Raw genomic sequence first — 20221 nt, forward strand, 5'->3', positions numbered from 1 at the left:
GACAGGATAAAATATAATGTAAAGAGTTAAATTACTCTTTCTTTGTTTTTGTTTTTTTTGCTGTAGCTTTTGGTTTTTCTGCAACAACTACTTCTTCAGTAGCATTAGAAACAGTTTCTTCTATTTGCTTTTCTTTGTCATTATCGGTAGCTTCAGTTTTAGGCTCTTCTTTAGAAACTAATCCGTTTGCTTGAAGCATATTGTACCAATTTAATACTTTTTTTATGTCAGATGGGTACACTCTATCAGCATCGTAATCTGGCAAAATTTCTTGAAAATAAGCAATCAATTTTCCATTATCTTCCTTATGAGAAATAGCTGTTGGACCATTATCTTCCTTAACAGCAATATTTCGCATTACCTCAGTCAATGGCTTTTCAGCACTGTTTGTATAAATAGAAATTTCTGATAAAAGACTCACATTACTTCTTAACCCAACGGTTACTTTTTTTCCGTCAAGTAATGACTCGGCAACAAATCCAGTTCTGGTTTGAACTTTTAGTAAGTATAATCCTGGTTTACCTGAAATTGACAATATTTTTTCTAAATTCATTTTGTAATTTTATAATTATGTGGTAATATATTTTGGCTAAGTAAACTGTAAAATTATCTTCCTTTAGCTGAGATAAATTTCATTTTATAATCAGGTCGAGTTTTGCCTTCCATAATATTTTGAAGTTTCTTTTTAATCAATTGTTTTTTTAATGAGGATAACAAATCGGTAAAAAGAACACCTTCAATATGGTCGTATTCATGCTGAATTACACGAGCTACAAGTCCGTCAAATACTTCTGTTTTTTTAATAAAATCTTGATCGTAATATTCGATTGTAATTTTTTCGTGTCTAAAAACATCTTCTCTAACTTCTGGAATACTCAAACAACCTTCATTGAAACCCCACTCCTCACCTTCTTCTTTTATCATTTTTGCATTGATAAAAGTTCGTTTAAAGTTTTTTAGTTGGCTTTGCTCATCATTAGACAAGTCATCATCTTCTCCAAAAGGAGAGGTGTCTATCACAAACAAACGAATAGGAAGTCCTACTTGTGGTGCAGCAAGTCCTACCCCATAAGCATTGTACATGGTTTCGTACATGTTTGCAATTGTTTCTTTTAGATTAGGATAATCTGGTGCAATTTCCTCTCCTACTTTACGTAAGACAGGATCTCCATATCCTATAATTGGTAAAATCATTTTTAAAATATTTCGATTTGGAGTCAAAATTCATAACAATATCTTGACATGGTTGGCAAAAATAGTAAAAATTAAAGAATGAATAATTTACTTTTAAATAATTAGGATAATTTTATCAAAAAAAATCAAATCATCTTTCTGGTCAGATAGTCTTGTAGCATAATTGTTGCAGAAATTTCGTCTACTAATGCTTTATCCTGTCTCTTTTTTTTGTTTAATCCGCTATCTATCATCGTTTGAAATGCCATTTTAGAGGTAAAGCGTTCATCAACTCTGATAATTTTCATTTCAGGAAAAGCTTTAGAAAATTTCTTAACAAACTCTTCAATTATTGCAGTACTTTCAGAGGGTTCTCCATTCATTTGTTTGGGTTCTCCGATGAGAACTTTAGCAACATTTTCCTTATTAAAATAGGCAGTCAAAAATGATATGGCAGTTTCTGAAGGAATAGTAGTAAGTCCTGATGCAATTATTTGTAGTTCATCAGTTACTGCAATACCAGTTCTCTTGAGTCCATAATCTATTGAGAGTATTCTAGGCATTTTTTTGGTAAAGGTACAGCTTCGTTTTGAGTTATAATTTCTTTTTTTACTTGAAATTTATAAAAATTAAAAAGAGTATATGACACCTTATTTTAAAGAATGTTTAGGATTTATATTTAAAAAAAACAATTTTATAAAAAAATTTAACCTATTTTATTAAATCATTACAATTATGTTAAAAAAAATAACGTAATTGCAACACTAAATTTTCAATATGAAGCATCATAAAGCGCTTTTTTTATTATTACTAATTGCTTCATTTGCTAATTCGCAAAACAAAGTCTTTTCAATAGACCATGTTGAATCTAGAGATAGCAATCTAGAATGGACGCTTATTAAAAACGTTGGAGAACAATTGGTTCACTTTTCTAAAAGCGAAATTAATTTGTTTATTGATAAAAGATACCATCTTACCATTATTTCAAAAACTGACTTGCCAGAAAAAGGAATTATTTATTTATGTAATGATGAAACAAAAAATTTAGTTACCGTTATGCTTATTGATAATGTAAAGATGTATTTATATAGTAAAACAAAACGTTTTCTAATTAATTTTGAAAACAAAAAACTATTAAAACTTACTGCTGATATAGATTAATAGTATAATATTATTTATTTTTTCTTAAATTATTTTACTCTTCCTCTCTTCAAAAAGTTACTGAATAACTATAAAATATTTTCAGTATTCTATTTTAAATTAGAGCAATTATAAAAAATGATTTTATATTTGCCAAAAATCACAACTTATGACAGCTTTACAAACTATTATTGAACAAGCCTGGGAAAACCGCGCATTATTACAAGAAGAGAAAACTATAAATGCCATTAGAGAAGTCATTAACTTATTAGATTCTGGAACTTTACGAGTTGCCGAACCCATAAATGACTCTTGGCAAGTAAATGAGTGGATAAAAAAAGCAGTCGTTCTTTATTTTCCTATTCAAAAAATGGAAACTTTTGAGGTGGGTATTTTTGAATATCATGATAAAATTCCATTGAAAAAAGGGTATGCCGAAAAAGGAATACGAGTAGTTCCCCATGCAGTTGCAAGACACGGAGCCTATTTATCTAAAGGAGTTATTTTAATGCCTAGTTATGTAAATATAGGTGCGTATGTTGACGAAGGGACTATGGTAGATACATGGGCAACTGTAGGTAGTTGCGCTCAAATAGGAAAAGACGTACACCTTTCTGGTGGTGTAGGAATTGGCGGTGTTCTTGAACCATTACAAGCCGCACCCGTTATTATAGAAGACGGGGCATTTATTGGCTCGCGTTGTATTGTTGTAGAGGGTGTTCATGTGGGTAAAGAAGCGGTTCTTGGAGCTAATGTTTGCCTAACAGCTTCAACAAAAATTATTGATGTTACTGGTGAAACTCCAATAGAAAGAAAAGGATTTGTTCCTGCTCGTTCAGTAGTGATTCCAGGAAGTTATACTAAAAAATTTGCTGCAGGTGAATTTCAAGTGCCTTGTGCTTTAATCATTGGAACTCGCAAACCGTCAACCGATTTAAAGACTTCATTAAATAATGCTTTGAGAGAATACGATGTAGCAGTTTAATTTTTAATAAAATATATTGGATATATCAATAGTCATTGTTAATTTTAGAGGTTGGAAAGCTCTAGAGAAATGTTTGGATTCATTAGAAAAAATTATTTCCCAAACTTTTTCTTTTGAGGTTATCATTGTTGATAATTATTCAAATGACGGTCAGTTTTTTATTTTTGAAAAAAAATATAAAAAATTTATTTTCATTGAAAACATAGGAAACTATGGCTTTTCTAATGGTTGCAATCGTGGAGCGTTATTGAGCAAAGGAAAATATATACTATTTCTAAATCCTGACACCTCAATTAGTTTTAATGCTTTGGAAATACTTTTACAAACGGCTATTTCACATCCAAAAATTGGAGTTCTATCTTGTTTACAAATCGATGAGAAGGGAAATCACTATAAACAAAATCTTTTATTTCCTAATTTTGTGCGGTTTTTTGGAATTTTAAGATCATTACACAGAACATTTAATAAAGCAAAACTTAAAAAGCGATTTACAACGACAAACGATTTATTTTATCCAGATTGGGTTAGCGGAGCTGTACTATTCATTAGTAGGGAATGGTTTGATAAAATTAATGGATGGAATGAAGATTATTGGCTTTATTTTGAAGATGTGGATATTTGCAAAAAAATAGCTAAAATTGGAGGAAAGGTAGCCGTTACCAAAAATGTTACTATTTTCCATCAGCATGGAGGTGCATCTCGTATTAATATTAAAACTAAAGCACTAACAAAAACCGAGGTCATCATTTCAAAACATGTTTACATTAGCAACAATTTTTCGGGTATAAAACGATTTTATTTACATAGTTTATTACTGATTGGCACTCTTTTTGGAAAATCTATTTTAGCATTTTTCGGAATGTTATTGTTTTTTATTCCAAAATTAGAAGTGAATCAATTAATACTTAAAAATAGCTGTATTTACTATTTTAATGCCTTGAAAATGAAAACCTGGATTAGTCCACGGGCCATGAATTATCCAAAAAACAAAGCTTAATCTTTTCAAAATGAAAATACTTGTGATTCAGCAAAAAATGATTGGCGATGTACTATTGAGCACAATTTTATGCGATAATTTACGTATTGCTTATCCTAACGCTACAATAGATTATATGGTATATGAATCTACCATTGCTGTACTTCAAGGAAATAAATCAATCGATAATTTAATATTATTTGAGGATAAACACAAAAAAAGTAATTGGGAATTTCTTAAATTATTATTAGCTATTCGTAAGAATAAGTATGATATGGTTATTGATGCCTACGCAAAAATTGAAAGTTATTTGACAGTGCTATTTTCAGGAGCGAATCAAAAAATATCTTTTTCTAAAAATTGGCAAAAAATACTTTTTACAGACGTTGTAGACAAAATTAAAATTCCAAAATCTAATCTTGGACTAATAATTGAACAACGACTTTCTTTACTAAATCCATTAAATTTAAAAATAGATTTAAAAACTTTTCCAAAACTTTATTTAACAAGTGAAGAAGTAAATTTTGCCAAAAGTCTATTCAAAATAAACAATTTAGACTCCACAAAAAAAACCGTTATGGTGAGCATAATCGGTAGCTCATTAGAAAAAACCTATCCTTCAAAATTTATATCCGAAATTATAGATAGAATTGCAAATAATTATGATGTGAATATGTTATTTAACTATATTCCAAATCAAATAGAATTAGCGAGAACAATTTATAATAATTGTCAAAAAGAAACACAAACTAAAATATTTTTTGATGTAATAGGAAAAAATTTAAGAGAATTTATCGCCATTATGAATGAATGTGACTTGATAATTGGCAACGATGGAGGTGCAATAAATATGGCAAAAGCATTAGACAAACCTTCTTTTACTATTTTTTCACCTTGGATTGATAAAAAAGGTTGGGCTACTTTTGAAGATGGAATAACACACGTTTCTGTTCATTTAAACGACTATAAACCCGATTTTTTCACATATAAAACAAAGAAAGAAATCAAAAAAAAACACCTTTCATTGTATAATGAATTTAATCCAAATTTATTCCAAAAAAAATTAGATGTTTTTTTAAATCATAATCTTCTAAACATAAGTCGTGCAAAAAAAACAGAGATTCAATATAAAAAATACTCTTTGAGCGGACTTGTAATTACCTATAACGAGGAGCATAACATAGAGAAAGTTATTGAGGATTTAGATTTTGCCGATGAGATTATCATTGTAGATTCTTTCAGTACTGACAATACGGTAAAAATTGCGCAATCTTATAAAAATGTAAAAGTATATCAATACCCTTTTGAAAATTATGCTGCTCAACGAAATTATGCCATTAGTTTAAGTTTAAATCCATGGATTTTATTCCTAGATGCCGATGAAAGACTGACACCAGCACTTAAAGAAGAAATTATTCAAACCGTTTTAGAAAAAAAGAGTCATTCGGCCTATTATTTTTTCCGAATTTCGATGTTTAAAAACACAAAGTTAAACTTTAGTGGTAGGCAAACAGAGAAGATTTTGAGACTTTTTAAAAAAGAAAACGCCTATTATGATTTACAAAAAACAGTGCATGAAAAATTAATCATTTCGGGAACAATTGGCACTTTAAAACACAAACTTATTCATTTTTCGTACAGTAATTATTCTAGTTATAAACAAAAGATGATTCGTTATGGATTTTTAAAAGCGGGGGATGAATTATTGAAAGGAACAAATCCTACTGTTTTTAATTTATACATACGACCTATTTATCAATTTATTTACCTATATATCATTAGGCTGGGAGTTTTAGACGGAAAAAATGGATTAATCATAAGTTACCTAAACGCATTAAGTATTTATGTACGCTTTAGAGAATTAAAAAAAATGAAGTTAAAAAATTAAGACCTCCAAAATTTTAATAGCTTCTTAATTCTGTTTTTTTTATAAAATTTTACCTGAAAATCATTAGTGTAGAACCACATTTTTTGAAAAATTGCTGCTTCAGTTTCTCTTAAATATAGTTTTGAATATTCAGCACTCATAATCTCTATCATTTCTTTTTTTGGCGTTAGTCTTGAAAGATTTTTCATTCGTTCATCAAAACTCAACTCTTGATGAAATGACATTCTATTTAAATCGACTAAAAAGAATTCGTAATCCCCATCATTCATTTTTTTAATTAAAGTATTTCCTGGAGAATGATCTAAAAATTCTATTCCCTTTTGGTGTAATGTGTAACAAAATTGAGTGAATTGACGCAAAATTATTTCATTTTCAGGAAAATCAGGAATTTCTACCAGCTCTCTAAAAGTCAAATCACATTCGAGATGTTCACTAATGTAATAACTTTTATTTAAACCTAGTAAAGTAAAAGATTCTGCAAATGCAATGGGCTGAGGAGTTCCTATTCCATGTTTCAATAAAATATTTGCGTATTCAAATGAACGTCTAGCTTTTGATTTTCTGAAAAATTTGTAAATAATTTTATTGTAAAAATTGGGTATTTTAAAAGATTTAATATTTACCGTTTTTTCTTCTAATTCAAAAAGTTTAATCGTATTTCGTTTTCCATTACCTAAAACAACTCCAGAAGAAGTGAAACTGTGAATAAAGCGAGATAAACTCTGTTCGTATTTCTGAAATTGTGAATCAACATTTAAATACATCTGTAAAATTTATAATAACAAAAGTAGGTATTGCTTTTTATTTTCACAAACTACATTTAATATAAAACCAACAAGAGTTACTGAAATCAATTTTAACAAATTACAAATAATTAAAATAATATATTTGCACCTATTAATCAACGTACATTAAATGCGAAATCAGCTTAGATTAAACGAATATAAAGTATTGTTTTACAGAATATTACTGGCTTATTTTTTTTATTTTACAACTAGAGTCCTTTTTTACCTTTACAACTCTAGCTTATTACAAGTAGAATCAATTACCGACTTTATAGCTTTATGCTATTACGGTTTAGCTTTTGATACTACTGCTATTTTGTATGTAAACTTACTATTCATTCTTTTTTCAATACTGCCATTTTTAAAAAACACTTCAAAAAGTTATCAAAAATTTATTTTCTATCTTTATTTCATTACTAACTTATTAGCTTTTGCAACAAACTTTGTAGATTTCATCTATTACAAATACACTTTTGCAAGAACAACAATTGTTGCTTTAGAAGTACTAAAACATGAAACCAATAAAGCAACTTTATTTTCGAGTTTTTTAATTCATTATTGGCATGTATTTTTATTGTTTATACTATTATCAACATGCTGGGTTTATTTATACAAAAAAGTTAGTGTCAAGAAATCTTTAGTTTCTAAAAAAGTACATTATTTTGGATTTTCTATTGTTGGGTTTCTTTTTATTTCATTATTAATTATAGGAGGAATTCGAGGTGGTGATTTTAAAAAATCTACTCGTCCTATAAACCTATTAGATGCTAGTAAACATGTTAAAAACATAGTTCATTCAGATATCGTACTCAACACCCCTTTTGCAATCATTAGAACTTTATTTACTAACAGTTTTGAAAAAACTAACTATTCAAATGTTACTGACAAAGTAATTACAGATAAAATTCAACCTATAAAACAATACCATAATAATCCTAAAACTAAACCTAATGTAGTTTTATTTATTTTAGAAAGTTATGGTAGAGAATATATAGGAGCTTTAAATAAAGATGCGAAAATTTCGAATTATAAAAGCCATGCGCCATTTTTAGACTCTTTATCGCAAAATAGTTTAATATATTCTAATGCTTATGCCAATGGGAGACAATCTATACACGGCATGTCATCAATATTAGCAGGAATTCCATCATTTAAAGATGCCTTTACTTCATCTCCTTATCCTAAACAAAAAATTGAATCACTAGTTTCTACTCTTGAAAGTGAAGGATATAGTACTTCTTTTTTTCATGGTGCTGCAAATGGTTCGATGGGATTTTTAGGGTTCGGGAATATTCTTGGCATAGACAATTATTATGGAAGAACCGAGTTTAATGACGATTCTCAATTTGATGGTTTTTGGGGCATTTGGGATGAACCTTTTCTTCAGTTCATGAAAAATACTTTAGACAAGAAAAAAGCGCCTTTTTTTGCAACTGTATTTACTGTATCTTCACACGAACCCTATATTATACCAGAAAAATATAAAAACAAATTTCATGAAGGTGGTATTCCTATGCACAAATGTGTAGAATATACTGATTTTGCCATAAAACGATTTTTTGATGAAGCTAAAAAGCAACCTTGGTTTTCTAATACCATTTTTGTTTTAGTTGCAGATCATGGCAATCAGGTTTTTTATGACGAATATAGCAAACCTATTAATCGTTTTTCTGTACCAATTATAATTTACAAACCTAATAGTAAATATATAGGTGTTGATACTGATTTAGCTCAACAAATAGACATTTACCCCACAATTTTAGATATGATTGGTTATAAAAAACGGTTTAGAAGTTGGGGACGTAGTTTGTTGGATAAAAAATCGAGCGAGCCATTCGTAATTAACTCAACTGGTAATATTTATCAATTTTTAAGAGGAAATTACATTTGTACTTTTGATGGTAAAAAAGCACTTGGTTTTTATAGCAAAGACGACAAAGGACTTGAAAAAAATTTAATTCAATACAGAAATCATGAAATGAATGACATTGAACTTCATTGTAAAGCATTGATTCAAGATTATATGCAACGTGTTGTAGATAGAAAGATGTATTATTAAATTGAAATTCTTATTTTATTATTAAAATAGATAGATTTTATAAATATTGATTAATCCCTTTTTCAATCCTCGTATATTTTTTTAATATTGTTTCACTTTGAATTTTATCGTTTAATTCAAAATTCTCTTTCGAATTAATTTTATGATGAATATGAAATACTATACCCGCGTAACGAATTCTTTTCGATTTGACACCATTGTTTCCCATTCGAATAACTAAATCCGAATCTTCTCTACCCCAGCCCTCAAAATCTTCGTTATAACCGTTTATAGCAATAAAATCGTTACGCCAAAAAGATACATTGCAACCACGAAACTTTTTTGATACTCCTTCATGTATTTTATAAAAATTAGACAAAATAGGAATGTGTATACTTCGAGATTTATTTTTTATCTCTTTAGAAAAAAAAGTGAATTTAATTTGTTTTTTTCTTATGACATCTGCTACAAAAGGAGGTAAAATATTAACTCTCGAACCATACAAATAAACTCCTTTTTGGCTAGAGTTTACATGATCTTCAATAAAATTTTTATGCAATATACAATCACCATCAATTTGAATTATATACTCAGATGATGCTTCAGCTATCGCTTTATTTAATATTTTTGATTTTCTAAAACCTAAATCTTCTTGCCATATATGATGAATTGGCACTTTACACGTTTTCTTGAATTCGTCAATTAAAGATTTTGTTTCTTGTCTAGAACCATCGTCAGCAATAAGGATTTCTGAAGGCAAAACGGTTTGTGACATAGCACTTTTTAAAACTAATTCTAATGCTTCTGGCCAATTATAAGTTGATAGTAATAAGGCAGTATTAATATTCATTAAACGTATTTTAAAAATATTTTTCGAACTTTGGTTTGTAATTTATTTTCTTAATTTGAAGATGTTTAAACCATTGTCCAAAATTTTTAGAAATTAATTTAAAATCACTAACTTTTAGGTTTTCTGCATTCTTAATATATTCCTTCATTTCATTAAAATCTTTCGATGGCAAATAACCCAATCTTTTCCAAGCCTTCGGGTTTAGATAAAAAACATCCCTAAATTCTTTATAATTATCTCTATTTGCTGATTTCCATTTATCAAAAAAGGAATCATTAATTTCGAGACTGTGTCCCCAATTTGCAAATTTATATCGAAGCTCATCTTCAGTTCTTGAAAGACATTCGTGAAGTAAAATATTATCTGTGTATATAATTCGTTCTTTAGTTTTCCTTGCAACTTTATAATTTGGATAATTAGTAGCCAGCATAACTTTTGTAGGTTTGTCTATATATAACAATCCTTCATCTAGGTATTTATATATGTTTATCAAATAACCTGAAATTTGAATTGGGTGTTTTTCAGGATTTATTAAATAACTATCATATTTGCGCAATGTCTTTATAAATTTTTCAAAGTCAATAAAAATTTCGTCAGCATCTATTTGAACCAGCCAATTACCAACCCCCATTTTTAAAGACAACATATATCTTTCACGAGTATCATTTTCAATAGGGGATAATTCAGGGATATAGAAATCATCACTGTAAAGTATAATTTTTTTTTCTATATCAAATATAGTAAGCCATTCAAAAAAAGACGCTTCAACTTCAAATTTTTGACCAGACCAAGTACGATAGTCTTTGTCTATTGCAATAAAAATAGAATCTGCATCATTATATACAGGCGGAATAGAATTTTTTAGTTTTTCATAATCATATGACATTAAAAAACCAACATGAATGTTTTTCATTTATTCAATTTAGGCATAAATATTAAAATTATATTCATTACAGCTTTAACTATTTTCCATGCAAATGGAAATTTTTGTATATGCAAAATCTGAAGAAACCGTTTAGAATTAAGTACCGAAACTAACTCATAATCTTCGGCAAAAAGCGGAAAATATTTATTTATTGTTTGCTTTCTCTCGTCTATAGAAAGATTTTTATACCTAGCAACCGAAGATACTCCAGTAAAATCAAAGTTACTTATGGTTAAATTTAAATATTTATAAGGTACATTTTTATAGCAAATTGCATAAATGAAAAATTCCCAATCAGAAGCAATTTTATACTCTTCATTATATAGAAAAAAATCAAAAAAAAGTTTTCTTCTAATAAAAGAAGATTGATGACTTAAAGTCCCTGAGTAAAAAAAAGAAAAAGAAAGTTTTTCAGGAAATGTTCTTTTTTTTGTTGAGTTATTATTTACTCGATAATAATCTCCATAGTAAATATCATAATCATCTATAAGTTCTTTCTCCATTTGTTCTAATACTTTTTCATTAAAAAAAGTATCACCGCTGTTCATGAAAATTAAAAAATCGCCTTTAGCTATCTTAATTCCTTTGTTCATAGCATTATAAACGCCTTTATCTGGTTCACTTACCCAGTATTCAATATTTTCTTTATATTGTTCAATTACATCTATTCCTCCATCACTACTACCACCATCGATTACTATAAATTCAAAATTTTGCCAAGTTTGATTGATGACGCTTTCAATGGTTTTTTTTAAACCTACTTTGTCATTATAATTAATGGTAATAATGGATAATTTAGCCATTTAAAGTTATCTGTTATCCATTAAATTTTTCTTGATACACTTTTGAAATTCCTTCAGGAAGTTCAATTGTATGTTTCCAACCTAGACTGTTTAACTTAGTTGTATCTGTTAACTTTCTTGGTGTTCCGTCTGGTTTTAATGCATCAAAAACAATATTTCCTTCAAATCCAACAATGTTTTTAACTAATTCAGCTAAATCTTTTATAGCAATTTCTTTACCAGTACCAATATTTACAAAACCTTTATCGTTGTAATTTTGCATTAAATATACACAAGCATTTGCCATATCTGAAGCGTGTAAAAACTCCCTAAGTGGAGTTCCTGTTCCCCAAACTACAACTTCACTTTCATTATTTTGCTTGGCTTCATGAAACTTTCTTAACAATGCAGGTAATACATGAGAGTTTTGTAAATCATAATTATCATTAAAACCGTACAAATTGGTGGGCATAACAGATATAAAATTACAATTATATTGATCTCTATAAGCATCGCACATTTTTATCCCTGCAATTTTTGCGATAGCATACGGCTCATTCGTTTCTTCTAACAAACCTGTTAAAAGATATTCTTCTTTTAAAGGTTGTGGAGCTAATTTTGGGTAAATACATGTTGAACCTAAAAATAATAACTTTTTTACTCCATTTTTATAACTTTGATGAATGACATTACTTTGAATAAGTATATTTTCATAAATAAAATCGGCTCTTAAAGTATTATTGGCTACTATCCCACCAACTTTGGCAGCCGCTAAAAAAACGTATTCCGGTTTTTCTTTTTCAAAGAAATCAGCAACATCTTGCTGATTGATAAGATTTAATTCAGATGATGTTCTGGTAATAATATTTGTAAAACCTTTATTTGTTAGGTCTTTAACAATAGCACTACCTACCATTCCACGATGACCAGCAACATATATTTTAGAAGTAATTTGCATGTTAACTAGATTTTATTTGAAATTTTTTAAGTGCTTTTCTTTTTTGAAAATTTCCAAATCAGCTTGCATCATCTCTTTCACCAACATATCCAAAGTATATTTTGGTTCCCAACCTAGTTTAGTTTTGGCTTTTGTATTGTCTCCAATTAACAATTCAACCTCAGTAGGTCTAAAATAGGCTGGATCAATTTTTACAACCACTTGCCCAACTTTAAAAGCATATTCAGGGTTAGATGAAGAAACAACTGTTGCGGTTTCGTTTACATCTTCTCCTTTAAAATCTACAACTACACCAACTTCGTTAAATGACATTTTAATAAACTCACGAACTGTAGTTGTAACACCAGTAGAAATTACAAAATCTTCAGGAGTTTCTTGTTGTAATATTAACCACATCGCCTCTACATAATCTTTGGCATGACCCCAGTCTCTTTGTGAGTCTATGTTACCCATATACAAGCAATCGTCCATTCCTAATGCCATTTGAGATACACCACGAGTAATTTTTCTAGTTACAAATGTTTCCCCACGTCTTGGACTCTCATGGTTAAAAAGTATTCCGTTACAAGCAAACATATCGTATGCTTCACGATAATTTACAGTAATCCAATAGGCATACATTTTAGCCACTGCATAAGGCGAACGTGGGTAAAATGGCGTAGTCTCTTTTTGAGGAACTTCTTGAACTAAACCATACAATTCTGATGTTGATGCCTGATAAATTTTAGTTTTTTTTGTTAATCCTAATAATCTAACAGCGTCTAAAATACGTAATGTTCCTATACCATCTGCATTAGCAGTATACTCAGGAATGTCAAAACTCACTTTTACATGACTCATTGCACCTAAATTATAGATTTCATCAGGTTGGGTTTCTTGAATAATTCGAATCAAGTTGGTAGAATCACTTAAATCACCATAATGCAATTTGAAATGTTGATTATTAACATGTGGGTCTTCATATATGTGATCTATTCTTTGTGTATTAAATAAAGAACTTCTACGTTTAATACCGTGAACCATATATCCTTTAGACAATAATAATTCTGCTAAATACGCCCCGTCTTGTCCAGTTATACCAGTTACTAATGCTACTTTCATTGTATATTATGTTTGTTATTTATGGTTTTTTAATTCTTCTTCTAATAGTAAATCTAAGATTTCAAAAATAGTAAAATTATAATTCCAATGCAATTCTGATTTTGCCTTTCTATTATCTCCATACATATCTTCAATTTCTGATGGACGATATAAGTCTTTACTCACCACACAAAAGCTTTGAGGTATTCCTAACTTTTCAAAAATATAAAATATAATAGCCCTCAAGGTAATTGAGTGTCCAGAGCATATCAAATAATCATCAGGAGTTTCTTTCTGCAGCATCAAAAACATTGCTTTAACATATAAAGGTGCATAACCAAAATCACGTTTTACATCAATATTTCCAACCAATAATATATCTTGAAGTCCCTTACTAATTTTAATGCTTTCCTGTATAATTTTCTTAATAAAAAAAGTATTTTGTCTTAAATAGGATTCATGATTAAACAAAACGCCACAACTTACATGCATTTCATAACTTTCTCTATAATGGATACAAGTAAAGTGAGCCGCCGCTTTAGATATTGCATAAGGACTTAAGGGATGTAAAATACTATTTTCTGTAATTGGTAAGGAATTAACTCTTCCATACATTTCGCTACTGCTCGCTTGATAAAATCTAGTTTTTCGACTTATTTGTTTTATAGTCTCTAATAAATTGAAAACACTGCTGGTATTATACTGAAAAGTTTCTATCGGATGCTTGAAAGATTGATAAACTGAACTTTGAGCAGCCAGATTATAAAATTCTAATGGTTGGTATTTATGAAATATGCTTTCTATTTCATTTTTATTCAATAAGTTGCAAATCTCTAAATCAATTTTATCATTAATACCTAAATATTTAAGTCCTTGATTTTTACTTTCAGAGTTTTCTCGAGTTAAACCAATCACTTTGTAATCCTTTTCAAGTAATAGTTTAGCTAAATAAGCACCATCCTGTCCAGTTATACCTGAAATAATAGCTGTTTTTTCTAACATTTAACAATTGCTTTTTGATACACTTTCTTACACTCCATAGCAGTTTTTTCCCAATTGAATTTTTGTACTTGAATTAATCCTTTTAGTATGTAGTCTTTTCTAAGTTTTTCATTAGTTAATAATGATTCTACTTTTTGTTTTAAATCAATTGCATTGTGTAATTCAAAGTAAACTCCTGCATCGCCAGCAACTTCAGGGAAAGAACTATGATTAGCTAAAACAACTGGACATCCACAAGCCATAGATTCTAAAACTGGAATTCCAAACCCTTCGTATTCAGAAGCAAATACAAAACACTTTGCGTTAGAGTAATAGGTAGCTAATTCATAATCTTCAAAATTATTTTGAATTACTTGTTTTGTTAGTTTTAATTCTTGAATTAATTTTCGTTCTTCTGATTGAATTTTGTTTCCCCCAGCACAAACAACAAATAAATTTGAATTTGAATGAAGTAAACTAGCCACAGCTTTTAAAAAGAAAATAAAATTTTTATAAACATTTCTATTTCCGACAAACAGTATGTAGTCTTTTGGCAAATTGAGTGTTGGTTTATGATTTACTTTAATGCTATGAGATAAATATACTACTTCAATTTTAAAAGCATCTATGTGAGGATATAATTTAATAATATCATTTTTAGTACTTTCTGAAATGGCAATAATTTTAGTTGCTTTTTCCATTAAAAGCTTTTTATTTATTATTGTTTTTTGATTTTCTCCAAGGTAATGTTGAGGAAAAAGTTCATGAATCATATCATAAACAGTCAAAACAAAAGGTTTATCTTGAAGATATTCTAAAAAATAGGGATCGAAATATGTAGGAATAAACAAATCAAAATTACTTTCCTTTAAGACTTTTATAGTAGTATTGATATTGCTTAATTTCTTCTTTTTTAAAAATTTTTTACGAATAAATTTTGGACACCATTTTGATTTAAAAAATTTATTTTCTTTAGTCTGAAATAATCCAGCCTCCTTAAGATGCAAATTATCCGAAAAAAATATAGGACATTCAATATCAATATCGTCTTCTTTATTAAAAACTAGAAATAATTCAGTAAAATATCTTGAAATACCCCCAAATCTTTGTTCGTTAAATATTTGAGGATCTAGAATTATTTTCATTTTATATTTTTTTAAAGTAAATTTTAATTTACCTAGAACTAATTATAATCTACAAAATTAGCTATTTATTTTCTATTTCGACCAAATTGTAATAAAATAGGAATTAAATATTACAGAATAAACTAAAGTATTTTCATTATTTTTGAGCAAATTTTAATTAATTATATCAATAGATGGATTGTAAAATATGTAATTATAAAACTGAAGTAATCTTTGAAAAAATAATACTCCAAAAATATAAATCTAAATTTCACAGGTGTGAAAATTGTAATTTTATTCAAACGGATGAACCTATTTGGCTTGAAGAAGCTTATAAATCTGCTATAACTACATTAGATATAGGCTTATTAAGTCGAAATAATATTCTTAAAAAACAGCTTGAAAATATCATTGATAACTATTTTTCAGAAACTAGACTATATCTAGACTACGCAGGCGGATATGGCGTTTTTGTTCGACTAATGAGAGATATTGGTTATGATTTCTACAGACAAGATGACTATTGCGATAATATTTTTGCTAATTATTTTGACATTAACGACACCCAAATTAAACAATTTGATATTGTAACTGGATTTGAAGTTTTAGAACATTTTAGTAATCCATTACAAGAAATTGAAAAAGTGTTAACCTTTTCAGAAACTGCAATTTTCTCAACTGAAATTGCTCCATTATCAATTTCTGAAGCGGAAAAATGGTGGTACTTAACGGAAGAAACTGGTCAACATATTGCATTTTATTCTGTTAAATCAATGGAGATTATTGCAGAGAAATTCAATAAAAACTATTACTGTAGAGATGGTAATATTCACATTTTTACCAATAAAAAAATTCCTAATTTTAAAAAGAAACTACCAAAAAGTTTCATTTCAAAATTATTTTATAAAAAAAGAAAAAAAGAATCACTTACTCCTAAGGATTATAAATACATACAAAGCATTTTAAATAATTAGCTTTTCAAATTCATTAATAATCTATGGAAGATATAAATAAGGAAATCCATAACGCCTTCGAAATAATTCAAAATGGTGGTATTATTCTTTATCCTACTGATACTGTTTGGGGGATAGGTTGTGATGCGACTAATCCTGATGCGGTTGCAAAAATATACAAACTCAAACAAAGGGTCGAAACGCAAAGTATGATTTGCCTTATGAATGGTGAAAAAATGATGTATAATGTCTTCAAAGATATACCCGCTGTAGCATGGGAAATTTTAGACCTTTCAGAAAAGCCAACTACATTAATACTTGATAATCCTAGAAATGTTGCTCCAAATCTGATTGCAACCGATAATACTTTGGGGATTCGAATTGTAAAAGAACCCTTTTGCTTCAAACTAATGGAACGAATGAAGAAGCCTTTAGTCTCAACTTCAGCAAATATTTCTGGGCAATCCACGCCAAAATCATTTAAAGAAATTAGTCCAGAAATTATTAAGGGTGTTGACTATGTTGTAAATTTGCATCGCGATAAAATTTGTGATAAACCCTCTACGATTATTAAATTAACTAATGATTGTCAGGTAAAAATTATTAGAAAATAAGTTTTTACCGCAAATTCGCTAATTATTTTTAAGCAAGTAATGGAAGAATATTTATACAAAGATGAAAACTATACCATAGTTGGTATTTTGTTCGAAGTTCATAAAAATCTTGGTAAAGGGTTTTCTGAAATCGTATATAAAGATGCTATTGAATATGAATTTCAACAAAATAACATTCCATATCAACGTGAAAAAGAATTTTCTATAAACTATAAAGAGACAACTTTAAAACATAAATTTTATGCTGATTTTGTAGTTTTTGAAAAAATTATACTTGAAATTAAAACTGTCGATTGCTTTAATAATAGCCACTATAATCAGTGTCTGAACTACTTAAAAGTTTCAAAAAACAAATTAGCTATTCTAGCAAATTTCAACCTAACATCTTTAGAATATAAACGTATTATAAGTTCCAAATAAAATTTGCGAATTTGCGGTAAAAATTATGAACTACACAAAAGCACTCCAAAATCCAATATTTAAAATAATTGCAAAAGCAAGTCAAGAACTTAACCTTGAAAGCTATGTAATTGGTGGATTTGTTCGTGATTACATACTACAACGCGATTTTAAAAAAGATATAGATATTGTCGCAATAGGTTCTGGAATTGAATTGGCTTTAAAAGTTTCAGAATTATTACCCCACAAACCCAAAGTACAAGTTTTTAAAAACTATGGAACAGCGATGCTTCGTTACAAAGAAATTGATATTGAATTTGTGGGTGCTCGAAGAGAAAGCTACAATATAAACAGTAGAAACCCCATTGTAGAAAACGGAACACTTGAAGATGACCAAAACCGTCGCGATTTTACCATAAACGCATTGGCTTTTTCTTTAAATGAAAGTAATTATGGCGAATTAGTTGACACATTTGGTGGATTATCTGATTTAGAAAATAAAATCATCAAAACACCCTTAAGTCCTGATATTACCTATTCTGATGACCCATTGCGAATGTTACGTGGAATCCGTTTTGCAACACAATTAAATTTTGAAATTGAAGCTGAATCATTAGAAGCCATTTCGAGAAATAACGAAAGAATCAAAATTATTTCTGGTGAACGAATTGTAGATGAATTAAACAAGATATTAGAAACTCAAAAACCATCAATTGGGTTTATTCATTTGTATAAAACAGGTTTACTAGATTTAATTCTTCCAGAATTAACTGCGTTGAATAATGTAGAAGAAATAGACGGACAAACTCATAAAAATAATTTCTATCACACTTTAGAAGTTGTAGATAATATTTGTCAGAATACCGATGATGTTTGGTTGCGATGGTCAGCTTTATTGCACGATATTGGAAAAGCTCCAACAAAAAAATTCAATAAAAAACAAGGTTGGACGTTTCACGGACACGAATTTCTTGGGGGCAAAATGGTAAAGAAAATCTTTGAACGATTGCATATGCCATTGAACAATAAATTAAAATTTGTTCAAAAAATGGTAACGATGAGTTCACGACCAATTGTTCTAGCAGAAGATATGGTAACTGACTCTGCAGTGCGTCGTTTAGTGTTTGATGCTGGCGAAGATGTTGATAATTTAATGACACTTTGCGAAGCAGATATCACGACAAAGAATCCCAAAAAATTCAAAAAATACCACGCTAATTTTGATATTGTACGCAAGAAAATAATTGAAGTTGAAGAGCGCGATCATGTGCGCCAATTCCAACCGCCTATTTCTGGTGAAGAAATTATGAAACTATTTAATTTACAACCATCAAAAGAAATTGGAATGCTTAAAGAAGCTGTAAAAGAAGCCATTTTGGACGGAAAAATTACAAATGAATATCAGGCTGCTTACGATTTCGTGATGAAAAGGGCAGAGAAATTGGGATTAAAAAAAGTGGAAAACAATAAGTAAAGATTAACTTTTGTTGAATAGATTCATCAAAGAATTAAAAATAATTTTACACAAAATATACTTCTAAAATGAAGAATAATAAATCAGTCATTTACTGGCTACTTTCAGGTTGTGTTTTACTTTTTATAATGGTTACCGTTGGCGGAATTACACGACTAACCAATTCTGGGCTTTCCATGACTGACTGGCATTTGGTTACCGATACTTTTCCTCCTTTATCAGAAGAAAAATGGAATGCTGCTTTTGACGAATATAAAAAGTTTCCTGAATATCAAAAAATCAATATTCATAATGATTTTCAACTTTCGGATTACAAATTCATTTACTTCTGGGAATGGTTTCATAGGTTTATTGGCCGCATCATCGGATTGGTTTTCTTTGTACCTTTTGTATACTTTTTAATCAAGAAAAAACTCGATTCATCAACAATAAAAAAATGCTGTATTCTTCTCGGAATGGGCGCTTTTCAGGGATTTTTAGGTTGGTTTATGGTGAAAAGTGGTTTGATTGACAATCCTGACGTGAGCCATTTTAGGCTTTCATTGCATTTAACTTTTGCTTTTATAACGTTTGCCTATACACTTTGGGTAGCTTTAGATTTGATTTATCCTGATAGAAAAGAAGTTATTGCGCCTTTAAGAAAATTAGCTAGAATTGCGATACTCTTTCTAATTATTCAGATTATCTATGGCGGATTTGTGGCTGGTTTAAATGCCGGATTAATTCACAACCATTGGCCATTAATGAGCGACGGGCAATTCATTCACGAAAGTGTAGTTCTTGAAAAAAACTCATGGTTGTTACGATTAACAGAAGGAAAAAGTGGCGTGCAATTTGTGCACCGAACACTAGCTTATGCTGTTGTTGGATTAATTGTATTTCTTTATTTTAAAAGTAAAAAATACACCCTTTCATTACAACAAGTGAATGGAATAAATGCTCTAGTATTTATAGTTTTTTTACAATTTACCCTAGGTGTGATAACATTGTTATATAGTGTACCTTTGTGGTTAGGATTATCGCATCAAATCATGGCATTTATTTTATTAGCAACCATGACTTATACGCTTCACCGATTATCAAAATAAATACCTGA

The 20221-nt window shown here is 29.0% G+C and carries 21 protein-coding genes; 10 read left to right on the forward strand and 11 right to left on the reverse strand.

Annotated elements, in window-relative coordinates:
* Positions 1 to 31: 31 nt before the first annotated feature.
* The 3 genes from ACFQ0S_RS02860 to ruvX all read right to left on the reverse strand — a co-directional run bounded on the left by ACFQ0S_RS02860 (position 32) and on the right by ruvX (position 1736).
* Positions 32 to 553, reverse strand: coding sequence for a DUF5606 family protein (locus ACFQ0S_RS02860; protein WP_379753638.1), 522 nt, complete (start codon positions 551 to 553; stop codon positions 32 to 34).
* Between the two features lie 53 nt (positions 554 to 606).
* A complete protein-coding gene (def, locus tag ACFQ0S_RS02865; RefSeq protein ID WP_379753642.1) occupies positions 607 to 1194 on the reverse strand; it encodes a peptide deformylase in 588 nt (195 codons plus the stop codon).
* 125 nt (positions 1195 to 1319) lie between these two features.
* Positions 1320 to 1736 (reverse strand): Holliday junction resolvase RuvX, encoded by a 417-nt coding sequence (gene ruvX, locus ACFQ0S_RS02870; protein WP_379753645.1) that lies wholly within the window; start codon positions 1734 to 1736, stop codon positions 1320 to 1322.
* Positions 1737 to 1950: 214 nt separating this feature from the next.
* Here ruvX and ACFQ0S_RS02875 point away from each other — a divergent pair, with 214 nt between their 5' ends.
* The 4 genes from ACFQ0S_RS02875 (at position 1951) to ACFQ0S_RS02890 (ending at position 6162) form a co-directional block, all read left to right on the forward strand.
* Complete coding sequence (locus ACFQ0S_RS02875) at positions 1951 to 2334, forward strand: hypothetical protein (RefSeq protein ID WP_379753648.1); 384 nt, start codon at positions 1951 to 1953, stop codon at positions 2332 to 2334.
* Positions 2335 to 2482: 148 nt separating this feature from the next.
* On the forward strand, positions 2483 to 3298 hold the full coding sequence (locus ACFQ0S_RS02880) for a 2,3,4,5-tetrahydropyridine-2,6-dicarboxylate N-succinyltransferase (protein ID WP_379753651.1): 816 nt from the start codon (positions 2483 to 2485) through the stop codon (positions 3296 to 3298).
* A 16-nt stretch (positions 3299 to 3314) separates the two neighbouring features.
* A complete protein-coding gene (locus ACFQ0S_RS02885) occupies positions 3315 to 4295 on the forward strand; it encodes a glycosyltransferase family 2 protein (RefSeq protein WP_379753654.1) in 981 nt (326 codons plus the stop codon).
* Between the two features lie 10 nt (positions 4296 to 4305).
* Positions 4306 to 6162 carry a glycosyltransferase gene (locus tag ACFQ0S_RS02890; protein ID WP_379753658.1) on the forward strand — a complete coding sequence of 619 codons (1857 nt, stop codon included), beginning with the start codon at positions 4306 to 4308 and terminating at the stop codon, positions 6160 to 6162.
* On the opposite strand, the gene ACFQ0S_RS02895 is transcribed toward ACFQ0S_RS02890, so the two are convergent.
* A complete protein-coding gene (locus ACFQ0S_RS02895) occupies positions 6159 to 6926 on the reverse strand; it encodes a lipopolysaccharide kinase InaA family protein (protein ID WP_379753661.1) in 768 nt (255 codons plus the stop codon). The genes ACFQ0S_RS02890 and ACFQ0S_RS02895 overlap by 4 nt on opposite strands.
* 151 nt (positions 6927 to 7077) lie before the next feature.
* On the opposite strand from ACFQ0S_RS02895, the gene ACFQ0S_RS02900 reads away from it, so the two are divergent.
* Positions 7078 to 9006, forward strand: a complete 1929-nt coding sequence (locus ACFQ0S_RS02900) for an LTA synthase family protein (protein WP_379753664.1) — start codon at positions 7078 to 7080, stop codon at positions 9004 to 9006.
* A 37-nt stretch (positions 9007 to 9043) separates the two neighbouring features.
* Here the strand turns inward: ACFQ0S_RS02900 and ACFQ0S_RS02905 are convergent, their stop codons facing one another.
* The 7 genes from ACFQ0S_RS02905 to ACFQ0S_RS02935 are packed head-to-tail and all read right to left on the reverse strand — an operon-like array spanning position 9044 to position 15706.
* Positions 9044 to 9835, reverse strand: coding sequence for a glycosyltransferase family 2 protein (locus ACFQ0S_RS02905; RefSeq protein ID WP_379753667.1), 792 nt, complete (start codon positions 9833 to 9835; stop codon positions 9044 to 9046).
* Positions 9836 to 9845: 10 nt separating this feature from the next.
* Positions 9846 to 10748, reverse strand: coding sequence for a hypothetical protein (locus ACFQ0S_RS02910; RefSeq protein WP_379753670.1), 903 nt, complete (start codon positions 10746 to 10748; stop codon positions 9846 to 9848).
* Positions 10745 to 11563, reverse strand: coding sequence for a glycosyltransferase family 2 protein (locus ACFQ0S_RS02915; protein WP_379753673.1), 819 nt, complete (start codon positions 11561 to 11563; stop codon positions 10745 to 10747). Before ACFQ0S_RS02915 ends, ACFQ0S_RS02910 begins: the two co-directional genes overlap by 4 nt.
* Positions 11564 to 11576: 13 nt before the next feature.
* Positions 11577 to 12500, reverse strand: coding sequence for a GDP-L-fucose synthase family protein (locus ACFQ0S_RS02920; protein ID WP_379753676.1), 924 nt, complete (start codon positions 12498 to 12500; stop codon positions 11577 to 11579).
* A gap of 12 nt (positions 12501 to 12512) precedes the next feature.
* A complete protein-coding gene (gene gmd, locus ACFQ0S_RS02925) occupies positions 12513 to 13601 on the reverse strand; it encodes a GDP-mannose 4,6-dehydratase (RefSeq protein ID WP_379753679.1) in 1089 nt (362 codons plus the stop codon).
* A gap of 15 nt (positions 13602 to 13616) precedes the next feature.
* The gene (locus ACFQ0S_RS02930) at positions 13617 to 14582 is read right to left on the reverse strand and encodes a GDP-mannose 4,6-dehydratase (protein ID WP_379753682.1); all 966 of its coding nucleotides are present in this window, start codon (positions 14580 to 14582) and stop codon (positions 13617 to 13619) included.
* Positions 14576 to 15706: a glycosyltransferase family 4 protein gene (locus ACFQ0S_RS02935; RefSeq protein ID WP_379753685.1), complete on the reverse strand. Its 1131-nt coding sequence runs from the start codon at positions 15704 to 15706 to the stop codon at positions 14576 to 14578. The genes ACFQ0S_RS02930 and ACFQ0S_RS02935 overlap by 7 nt, the downstream gene beginning before the upstream one ends.
* A gap of 173 nt (positions 15707 to 15879) precedes the next feature.
* Here ACFQ0S_RS02935 and ACFQ0S_RS02940 point away from each other — a divergent pair, with 173 nt between their 5' ends.
* From ACFQ0S_RS02940 to ACFQ0S_RS02960, 5 genes are all read left to right on the forward strand, one after another.
* On the forward strand, positions 15880 to 16659 hold the full coding sequence (locus ACFQ0S_RS02940) for a class I SAM-dependent methyltransferase (RefSeq protein WP_379753688.1): 780 nt from the start codon (positions 15880 to 15882) through the stop codon (positions 16657 to 16659).
* Between the two features lie 23 nt (positions 16660 to 16682).
* Positions 16683 to 17252 (forward strand): L-threonylcarbamoyladenylate synthase, encoded by a 570-nt coding sequence (locus tag ACFQ0S_RS02945; protein ID WP_379753692.1) that lies wholly within the window; start codon positions 16683 to 16685, stop codon positions 17250 to 17252.
* 39 nt (positions 17253 to 17291) lie between these two features.
* Positions 17292 to 17672 carry a GxxExxY protein gene (locus tag ACFQ0S_RS02950; RefSeq protein ID WP_379753695.1) on the forward strand — a complete coding sequence of 127 codons (381 nt, stop codon included), beginning with the start codon at positions 17292 to 17294 and terminating at the stop codon, positions 17670 to 17672.
* A 25-nt stretch (positions 17673 to 17697) separates the two neighbouring features.
* Positions 17698 to 19125 (forward strand): CCA tRNA nucleotidyltransferase, encoded by a 1428-nt coding sequence (locus tag ACFQ0S_RS02955; protein ID WP_379753698.1) that lies wholly within the window; start codon positions 17698 to 17700, stop codon positions 19123 to 19125.
* Positions 19126 to 19193: 68 nt separating this feature from the next.
* A complete protein-coding gene (locus ACFQ0S_RS02960; protein ID WP_379753701.1) occupies positions 19194 to 20213 on the forward strand; it encodes a COX15/CtaA family protein in 1020 nt (339 codons plus the stop codon).
* Positions 20214 to 20221: the final 8 nt, after the last annotated feature.

It is taken from the genome of Flavobacterium myungsuense (assembly GCF_042677265.1).
Taxonomy (GTDB): Bacteria; Bacteroidota; Bacteroidia; order Flavobacteriales; family Flavobacteriaceae; genus Flavobacterium; species Flavobacterium myungsuense.

Excerpts from the sequence above, each read along its gene's own strand:
- ACFQ0S_RS02875 (WP_379753648.1), top strand. The coding sequence starts at position 1,951 with ATGAAGCATCATAAAGCGCTTTTTTTATTATTACTAATTGCTTCATTT.
- ACFQ0S_RS02950 (WP_379753695.1), top strand. The coding sequence starts at position 17,292 with ATGGAAGAATATTTATACAAAGATGAAAACTATACCATAGTTGGTATT.
- ACFQ0S_RS02930 (WP_379753682.1), bottom strand. The coding sequence starts at position 14,582 with ATGTTAGAAAAAACAGCTATTATTTCAGGTATAACTGGACAGGATGGT.
- ACFQ0S_RS02960 (WP_379753701.1), top strand. The coding sequence starts at position 19,194 with ATGAAGAATAATAAATCAGTCATTTACTGGCTACTTTCAGGTTGTGTT.
- ACFQ0S_RS02890 (WP_379753658.1), top strand. The coding sequence starts at position 4,306 with ATGAAAATACTTGTGATTCAGCAAAAAATGATTGGCGATGTACTATTG.
- ACFQ0S_RS02940 (WP_379753688.1), top strand. The coding sequence starts at position 15,880 with ATGGATTGTAAAATATGTAATTATAAAACTGAAGTAATCTTTGAAAAA.
- ACFQ0S_RS02915 (WP_379753673.1), bottom strand. The coding sequence starts at position 11,563 with ATGGCTAAATTATCCATTATTACCATTAATTATAATGACAAAGTAGGT.
- ACFQ0S_RS02860 (WP_379753638.1), bottom strand. The coding sequence starts at position 553 with ATGAATTTAGAAAAAATATTGTCAATTTCAGGTAAACCAGGATTATAC.
- ACFQ0S_RS02905 (WP_379753667.1), bottom strand. The coding sequence starts at position 9,835 with ATGAATATTAATACTGCCTTATTACTATCAACTTATAATTGGCCAGAA.
- gmd (WP_379753679.1), bottom strand. The coding sequence starts at position 13,601 with ATGAAAGTAGCATTAGTAACTGGTATAACTGGACAAGACGGGGCGTAT.
- ACFQ0S_RS02895 (WP_379753661.1), bottom strand. The coding sequence starts at position 6,926 with ATGTATTTAAATGTTGATTCACAATTTCAGAAATACGAACAGAGTTTA.
- ACFQ0S_RS02920 (WP_379753676.1), bottom strand. The coding sequence starts at position 12,500 with ATGCAAATTACTTCTAAAATATATGTTGCTGGTCATCGTGGAATGGTA.
- ACFQ0S_RS02900 (WP_379753664.1), top strand. The coding sequence starts at position 7,078 with ATGCGAAATCAGCTTAGATTAAACGAATATAAAGTATTGTTTTACAGA.
- ACFQ0S_RS02955 (WP_379753698.1), top strand. The coding sequence starts at position 17,698 with ATGAACTACACAAAAGCACTCCAAAATCCAATATTTAAAATAATTGCA.
- ACFQ0S_RS02910 (WP_379753670.1), bottom strand. The coding sequence starts at position 10,748 with ATGAAAAACATTCATGTTGGTTTTTTAATGTCATATGATTATGAAAAA.
- ACFQ0S_RS02935 (WP_379753685.1), bottom strand. The coding sequence starts at position 15,706 with ATGAAAATAATTCTAGATCCTCAAATATTTAACGAACAAAGATTTGGG.
- ruvX (WP_379753645.1), bottom strand. The coding sequence starts at position 1,736 with ATGCCTAGAATACTCTCAATAGATTATGGACTCAAGAGAACTGGTATT.
- ACFQ0S_RS02945 (WP_379753692.1), top strand. The coding sequence starts at position 16,683 with ATGGAAGATATAAATAAGGAAATCCATAACGCCTTCGAAATAATTCAA.
- def (WP_379753642.1), bottom strand. The coding sequence starts at position 1,194 with ATGATTTTACCAATTATAGGATATGGAGATCCTGTCTTACGTAAAGTA.
- ACFQ0S_RS02880 (WP_379753651.1), top strand. The coding sequence starts at position 2,483 with ATGACAGCTTTACAAACTATTATTGAACAAGCCTGGGAAAACCGCGCA.